The following is a 6,537-nucleotide window of genomic DNA, read 5'->3' on the forward strand; positions in this document are numbered from 1 at the left end:
GCGCCGGTGCCGAGCGCCCCGAGCACGCCGAGACCGGCGACGGCGCCCGCGCCGCGCAGGACCCGCCGTCGGCTCGGGGGACCGGCGCCCGCCGGCCCTCCTCGTGCCTCGCGCGCCGCTCCCGCCGGGGCGGGGGCCCGCCGCTGTCGTCGCTGCATCCCGTCAGCGTACCGACGGGCCGCCGCAGGGCCGCATGCACGTCCGCAGCGTCACGCCCCGCCGCGCCGGGACCCCGCCGACCAGTAGCATGGCCCCGCGCGGCCCATCGCCGGCTCGCGCCCCCTCGCATCCCGAAAGGCCGCCCCATGCTCCGTCTGTCCACGCTGTTCGTCCGCACCCTGCGGGAGGACCCGTCCGACGCCGAGGTCGCCAGCCACAGGCTGCTGGTGCGCGCGGGCTACATCCGCCGCTCCGCCGCCGGGGTGTACACGTGGCTGCCGCTGGGCCTGAAGGTGCTGCGGAAGGTCGAGCAGATCGTGCGCGAGGAGCAGGACGCGATCGGCGGCCAGGAGGTGCTCTTCTCCGCGCTCCAGCCGCGCGAGCCCTACGAGGCGACCGGCCGCTGGGAGGAGTACGGGCCCACGCTGTTCCGGCTCCAGGACCGTCGCGAGGACGACTACCTCCTCGCCCCCACCCACGAGGAGATGTTCACCCTGACGGTGAAGGACCTGTACTCCTCGTACAAGGACCTCCCGGCGATGCTGTACCAGATCCAGACCAAGTTCCGCGATGAGGCGCGTCCCCGCGCGGGCCTGCTGCGCACCCGCGAGTTCATCATGAAGGACGCCTACTCCTTCGACGTGGACGATGCCGGGCTCGACGCCTCCTACGAGAAGCAGCGCCTGGCCTACCAGCGCACCTTCGAGCGCCTCGGCCTGCCCACCGTGATCTGCCAGGCCGACGCCGGCGCGATGGGCGGCTCCCGCTCCGAGGAGTTCCTCCACCCCACGGAGGTCGGCGAGGACACCTTCGTCGTCTCCGACGGCGGCTACGCCGCGAACGTCGAGGCCGTCACCACCCTGCCCCCGGAGGCACTGGACGAGGCCGCCATCGCGGCCCTGCCCGCGATGCACCTGGAGGACACCCCCGGCGCGAGCACCATCGCGAAGCTCACCGACCTCTCCGACGAGGCCTTTCCCGGGAAGGGCCGCGTCGCCGAGGACGGGCAGTGGACCCGCTACGAGATGCTCAAGCACCTCGTCTACCTCCTCACCCACCCCGACGGCACCACCGAGCCGCTGGTCATCGCGCTGCCCGGTGACCGCGAGGTCGACCTCAAGCGCCTCGAGGCCGCCGTCGCCCCCGCGATCGCGACCGCCTTCACCGACGAGGACTTCGCCGCGCATCCCGTGCTGAAGAAGGGCTTTATCGGCCCCGAGGGCCTGGGCCTGGAGGCGCCGTCCGGGATCCGCTATCTCGTGGACCCCCGCGTCGTGCCCGGCACCTCCTGGGTCGCCGGCGCCGGCGAGAAGGACAAGCACGCCTACGACCTCGTCTTCGGCCGCGACTTCACCTCCGACGGCACCATCGAGGCGGCCGAGGTGCGCGACGGCGACCCGGCGCCCGACGGCTCGGGCCCGCTGCGCCTGACCCGCGGCATGGAGATGGGGCACATCTTCCAGCTCGGCCGGAAGTACGCCGAGGCGCTGGGGCTGAAGGTCCTCGACGAGAACGGCAAGTCCGTGGTCGTGACCATGGGCTCCTACGGCATCGGCGTCACCCGCGCGGTCGCCGCGATCGCCGAGCTGAACCACGACGAGAAGGGCCTGGTCTGGCCGCGGCAGCTCGCTCCGGCCGACGTGCACATCGTCGCCACCGGCAAGGACGCGGCCGTCTTCGAGGAGGCCGAGCGGGTTGCCGCGGAGCTCGAGGCGCGCGGCCTCGAGGTCCTCTACGACGACCGGCCGAAGGTCTCCCCGGGCGTGAAGTTCAAGGACGCCGAGCTGCTGGGCGTGCCCACCTCCGTGGTGATCGGGCGGGGACTGGCCGAGGGCACCGTCGAGGTGCGCGACCGGGCGAGCGGCACGATCCGCGAGGTCTCCCCGGCGGAGGTCGTCGAAGCCGTCCTCGCCGAGGTGCGCGGGGCCTGACCGCGTCCGTCCGCGGCGGCGCTCAGCCGTCCGCGGGCGGCGGGTCCTCGGCGACCAGGCCCGGCAGCGGGTCCATCCGGTCGACCCGTCCGGCCAGCAGCTCCGCCTCGGCCAGGGCCGCCGCGATGGACAGCGGCCGCCGCTCGAAGGGCGCAGCGCCCGTGAGCGCGAGATGGTCCAGCAGGAGCCCCTGGGAGAGCGTCGTCGGGAGCGTGCCGGCGGTGGCCTCGTCGAGCTGACCGCCGGGCAGCGCGTAGACCGCCTGGCGCACCACCATGGGCGCGCCGTCCTCCTCGGCGACGGCGGCGAGCTGCTCGGCGCGGGCGCGGTGCAGCTCGGTCCGCGCCAGGTGCGCCTCCCGCTCCTCGCCCTCCGAACGCGCGGCGAGCACCTCGTGGACGTAGCCCGCGTACCACTCCTCCTGCTGGGCCCGCTCGATCGCGCTGCGGTAGTCCTCCTCCGCCCCGATCGAGGGCGGATCCGTCGCGGGCACGTCGCGGCGCGGCACGAGGTCCTCGGCCGACGGGGAGGCGGGCACCTCTCCCGTCCCCGACGAGGTGCGCAGGCGCAGCGCGATCCAGGCCGAGTGCGCGGCGAGCGCGGAGGTCGCACGGGCGAGGGAGCCGGAGACCTGGCGGGAGGCGTCGGACGCGAGGTCCCGCAGCTCGACCAGGACGGCGAGCAGCGCAGGGAGGTCGTCGGGGACGTCCGTCGCCTCGGGCGCCGTGGTCGCCTCCGGATCGGGGTCCTCGGACGCCTCGACCTCCCGCTCCTGCTCCGCCCCCGTGAGCAGGGCGCGACGCTGCACGGGCAGCGCCGCGACGAGCACGGTGAGGTCCGCGGCCAGTGCCGGGTCCCCGCCGCTCGAGGTGCTCGTGAGCGCCTCGGCCCCCGCGATCGACCGCTCGAGCAGGGCCAGCAGGTCCCGGCGGTAGAGGTCGTCGATGCCCGGCGGGGGAGGGGTGTACTCCTCGGGGCCGCCCAGGGCGATCCGTCCGCAGCCGCCGAGCGTTCCCGCGCCGAGCGCTCCCGCCGCGAGGGCGAGGACGGAGGTGCGCAGCAGGCGCCGCCGGCCGAGCAGGGCCGGGGGATCGGAGGGGCGGAGGGAGTCGGGCACGGGAGGATTCTCGCATCCGCGCGCCCCGGGACAGCGCGGACGCCGCGCGGACACTATCCTGGTGGCGACGCACCGGGGCACGTCCCGGGCGGCGAAGTCACCCATATGAGCAGGAGGCGATCAGTCCATGAGCGCACTCGAGGACCACACCGACCTGCGGGAGGCCGCCGCCGCCGTGCTGGACGCCCACGGGCTCGTGCTCGAGGAGGTCGAGGTGGGGCGCGAGGGCGGGATGCCGCGCCTGCGCCTGGTCGTGGACCTGCCCGAGGACGAGCTCGGCAGCGCCGACCTCGACACCGTCGCCGAGGCGTCGCGCGAGCTGTCGGCCCGGATCGACGCCGACGACGCCCTGCTGGGCCCCGAGCCGGTGCTGCTGGAGCTCACCACCCCCGGCGTCGAGCGCGCCCTCACCGCGCCCCGCCACTTCCGCCGCAGCCGCGGCCGCCTCCTCGCCCTGCGCACCGCCGCCGGGACCGAGCACCGCGCCCGGCTCCTCGCCGTCGACGGCGAGACCCTGCACCTGCGCCAGGAGCCCGGCCGGGACGACCGCGGCCGGCCTCGGAAGCTCCCCGCCGGCACCGCCGAGCGCCTCGCGCTGCGGATCGACGAGCTCGACGCGGCACGGGTCGAGGTCGAGTTCGACCCGCCGGACGACCTCGAGCAGCTGCTGGCCGACGCCGCCGCCGACCTCCCCGGGGCCGGCCCCGCCGACCCGGACACCACGACCGCCGAGACCACCGCGGGGACCACCGCGACGAAGGAGAGCTGAGATGGACATCGACATGGGTGCCCTGCGGGCCCTCGAGCGCGAGCGCGAGATCAGCCTGCCCGTGCTGCTGGACGCGATCCGCTCGGCGCTGCACGCCGCCTACCTGCACACGGACCATCCGGTCCGCGACTCCGAGGTGCTGATCGACGAGCGCACCGGCGAGGTCGCCGTCATCGCCCGTGAGCGCGACGCCGACGGCGTGGTCCTCGAGGAGTGGGACGACACCCCGGAGAACTTCGGCCGCGTCGCCGCGAGCACCGCGCGTCAGGTCATCTTCCAGCGCATCCGCGACCTCGAGGACGACGCGGTGCTGGGCACCTACGCCGACCGCGAGGACGACATCGTCTCGGGCATCATCCAGCAGGGCCGGGACCCGCGCATGGTGCTGGTCGACCTCGGCGAGGTCGAGGCCGTCCTGCCCCCGCACGAGCGGGTGCCGGGGGAGGACTACTCCCACGGCCGACGGCTGCGCGCCTACGTCACCGAGGCCCGCCGCGGCCCGAAGGGCCCGCAGATCATGCTCTCCCGCTCGCACCCGAACTTCGTGCGCCGGCTGTTCGCGCTCGAGGTGCCCGAGGTCGCCGACGGCACCGTCGAGATCGCCGGGCTCGCCCGCGAGGCCGGCCATCGCACCAAGATGGCGGTGCGCGCCACGGTCCCGGGCGTGAACGCGAAGGGTGCCTGCATCGGCCCGATGGGCGCGCGCGTCCGCTCGGTGATGAACGAGCTCGGCGGCGAGAAGATCGACATCGTCGACTTCGACGAGGACCCCGCGGCGTACGTCGCCGGCGCCCTCTCCCCGTCGAAGGTCTCCTCCGTCACCGTGATCGACGAGGTGGGCCGGGCCGTGCGCGCCGTGGTCCCCGAGAACCAGCTCTCGCTGGCGATCGGCAAGGACGGGCAGAACGCCCGCCTGGCTGCGAAGCTCACGGGCTGGAGGATCGACATCCGCCCCGAGGGCGGGGGCGAGGTGCCGGCCGAGGGCTGAGCTCGGTGCGGCCCGGCGTCCGACGCCGAGCCCCGGGGTCCGAGCCCCAGGCCCGAGCCCCAGGCCCGAGCCACGGGCTCCAGGCACCGGGCCCACGGTCCAGGCCCAGGGGTCCGCGCCGCGGGGCCCGCGGGACGCCGAGGTGTGTCGCACGCCTCCCCGCTGCGGCCCGGGGCGCACCCGTCCGCTACACTGGGGAGGCTGTTCGCCCAGTGGAGACCGCGATCGACCCCCGTCGACCGCCCTCCCGTCCGGGCGGAGGCGCTCGGAACGGAGGAGGTCGCGTCATCGCACGCTCCACCGCACACCGCCCCGAGCGCACATGCGTCGGCTGCCGTCAGGCGGCTCCGCGCGAGCAGCTGGTGCGACTGGTCCGGGAGCCCGCTCCCGACGGCGTCGTCCCACGCGTCCGCGTCGATCCCACGGGATCGGCGCCCGGCCGCGGGGCATGGCTCCACCCCGACGCATCATGTCTCGACCTCGCCCTGCGGCGAGGCGGCCCGGCCCGGTCCTTCCGCGGCAGGGTCGACACCGGGCTCCTCGCCCGGGACCTCGAGGCCTTCGAACCCACCCGTACGTGGAACAGGTAGAAGCACCCATGGACATCCGATGAGTACTCACTCATGAGCACCCTCAGGAACTAATGGTCCGAGCCCTCTTGTCGGCCGGACCGAGACAGGAGAAAAGTGGCTAAGGTCCGCGTCCACGAGCTCGCCAAGGAGCTCGGACAGCCCAGCAAGGTCGTCCTGCAGAAGCTGCAGGACATGGGCGAGTTCGTCCGTTCCGCCTCCTCGACCATCGAGGCACCCGTCGCCCGTCGTCTGCGCCAGGAGTTCCCGGCGGCCGACGGCGCCCCCAAGAAGACCTCCGGCGCCCCCACGCCGGGCTCCGCGCCGAAGCCCGGTGCGAAGCCCTCCGCGAAGAAGCCCGCCGCCGAGGCCCCCGCCGCGCAGGAGCCCGGCCCCCAGAACGCGCCGCAGAAGCCCGGCCCCGCCGCCCCGACGCCGAAGGCCGCGGCTCCGGCCGAGCCCGCGGCGGAGAAGCCTGCCGCGGAGAAGCCCGCGTCGGAGGCTTCGCGTCCGTCCGCCAAGCCCGGCGCCCCAGCCCCCAAGCCCGGCGCCGAGAAGTCGTCCGCGCCCAAGCCCGGGAACGAGCGCCCCGCGCCGCGCCCCGGTGCCGCGCGCCCCGGCAACAACCCCTTCGCCAGCTCGCAGGGCATGCCCCGTCCCGGCCGCAAGCCCGGCCAGGGCGGCGGTCAGGGCGGCCCGCGTCCGGGCGGTCCCCGTCCCGGCAACAACCCCTTCGCCACCTCGCAGGGCATGCCCCGTCCGGGCCAGCGTCCGCCGCGTTCCGGCCAGGGCGCCGGCGCCGGTGCCGAGCAGGGCGGGCGCACTCCCCGTGAGGGCGCTCCCCGTCCCGGCGGCGCGCCGCGTCCGGGCGGTCCCCGCCCCGGCATGCCCACCCCGGGCATCATGCGCCAGCACTCCCACGGCGGCCTCGCCGACGCCAACCAGGGCGGCGGCCGCGGTCGCGGCGGCGGCCCCGGCGGTCGTCCCGGCGGTGGCGGCGGCAC

Annotated in this window: 6 protein-coding genes; 5 read left to right on the top strand and 1 reads right to left on the bottom strand. The window is 75.5% G+C overall.

What is annotated here, in order from left to right; translation table 11 throughout:
* Nucleotides 1-305 precede the first annotated feature (305 nt).
* Nucleotides 306-2,090: a proline--tRNA ligase gene (locus Y09_RS13925; RefSeq protein WP_053918274.1), complete on the top strand. Its 1,785-nt coding sequence runs from the start codon at nt 306-308 to the stop codon at nt 2,088-2,090.
* A 22-nt stretch (nt 2,091-2,112) separates the two neighbouring features.
* Here the strand turns inward: Y09_RS13925 and Y09_RS13930 are convergent, their stop codons facing one another.
* Complete coding sequence (locus tag Y09_RS13930; RefSeq protein ID WP_053918275.1) at nt 2,113-3,207, bottom strand: DUF4439 domain-containing protein; 1,095 nt, start codon at nt 3,205-3,207, stop codon at nt 2,113-2,115.
* Between the two features lie 127 nt (nt 3,208-3,334).
* Between Y09_RS13930 and rimP the strand changes: the two genes are divergently transcribed.
* The 4 genes from rimP to Y09_RS13945 form a co-directional block, all read left to right on the top strand.
* Nucleotides 3,335-3,976: a ribosome maturation factor RimP gene (gene rimP, locus Y09_RS13935; RefSeq protein WP_053918276.1), complete on the top strand. Its 642-nt coding sequence runs from the start codon at nt 3,335-3,337 to the stop codon at nt 3,974-3,976.
* 1 nt (nt 3,977) lies between these two features.
* On the top strand, nt 3,978-4,964 hold the full coding sequence (nusA, locus tag Y09_RS13940; protein WP_053918277.1) for a transcription termination factor NusA: 987 nt from the start codon (nt 3,978-3,980) through the stop codon (nt 4,962-4,964).
* A gap of 212 nt (nt 4,965-5,176) precedes the next feature.
* The gene (locus tag Y09_RS18145; protein WP_255351700.1) at nt 5,177-5,554 is read left to right on the top strand and encodes a YlxR family protein; all 378 of its coding nucleotides are present in this window, start codon (nt 5,177-5,179) and stop codon (nt 5,552-5,554) included.
* Between the two features lie 96 nt (nt 5,555-5,650).
* A partial coding sequence (locus Y09_RS13945; protein ID WP_200716821.1) for a translation initiation factor IF-2 N-terminal domain-containing protein occupies nt 5,651-6,537 on the top strand: 887 nt, incomplete at its 3' end.

Source organism: Brachybacterium sp. SW0106-09, assembly GCF_001293905.1.
Taxonomy (GTDB): domain Bacteria; phylum Actinomycetota; class Actinomycetes; order Actinomycetales; family Dermabacteraceae; genus Brachybacterium; species Brachybacterium conglomeratum.

Bases quoted from the DNA above. Each gene is read 5' to 3' on its own strand.
- Y09_RS13925 (WP_053918274.1), top strand. From the start codon at position 306: ATGCTCCGTCTGTCCACGCTGTTCGTCCGCACCCTGCGGGAGGACCCG.
- rimP (WP_053918276.1), top strand. From the start codon at position 3,335: ATGAGCGCACTCGAGGACCACACCGACCTGCGGGAGGCCGCCGCCGCC.
- nusA (WP_053918277.1), top strand. From the start codon at position 3,978: ATGGACATCGACATGGGTGCCCTGCGGGCCCTCGAGCGCGAGCGCGAG.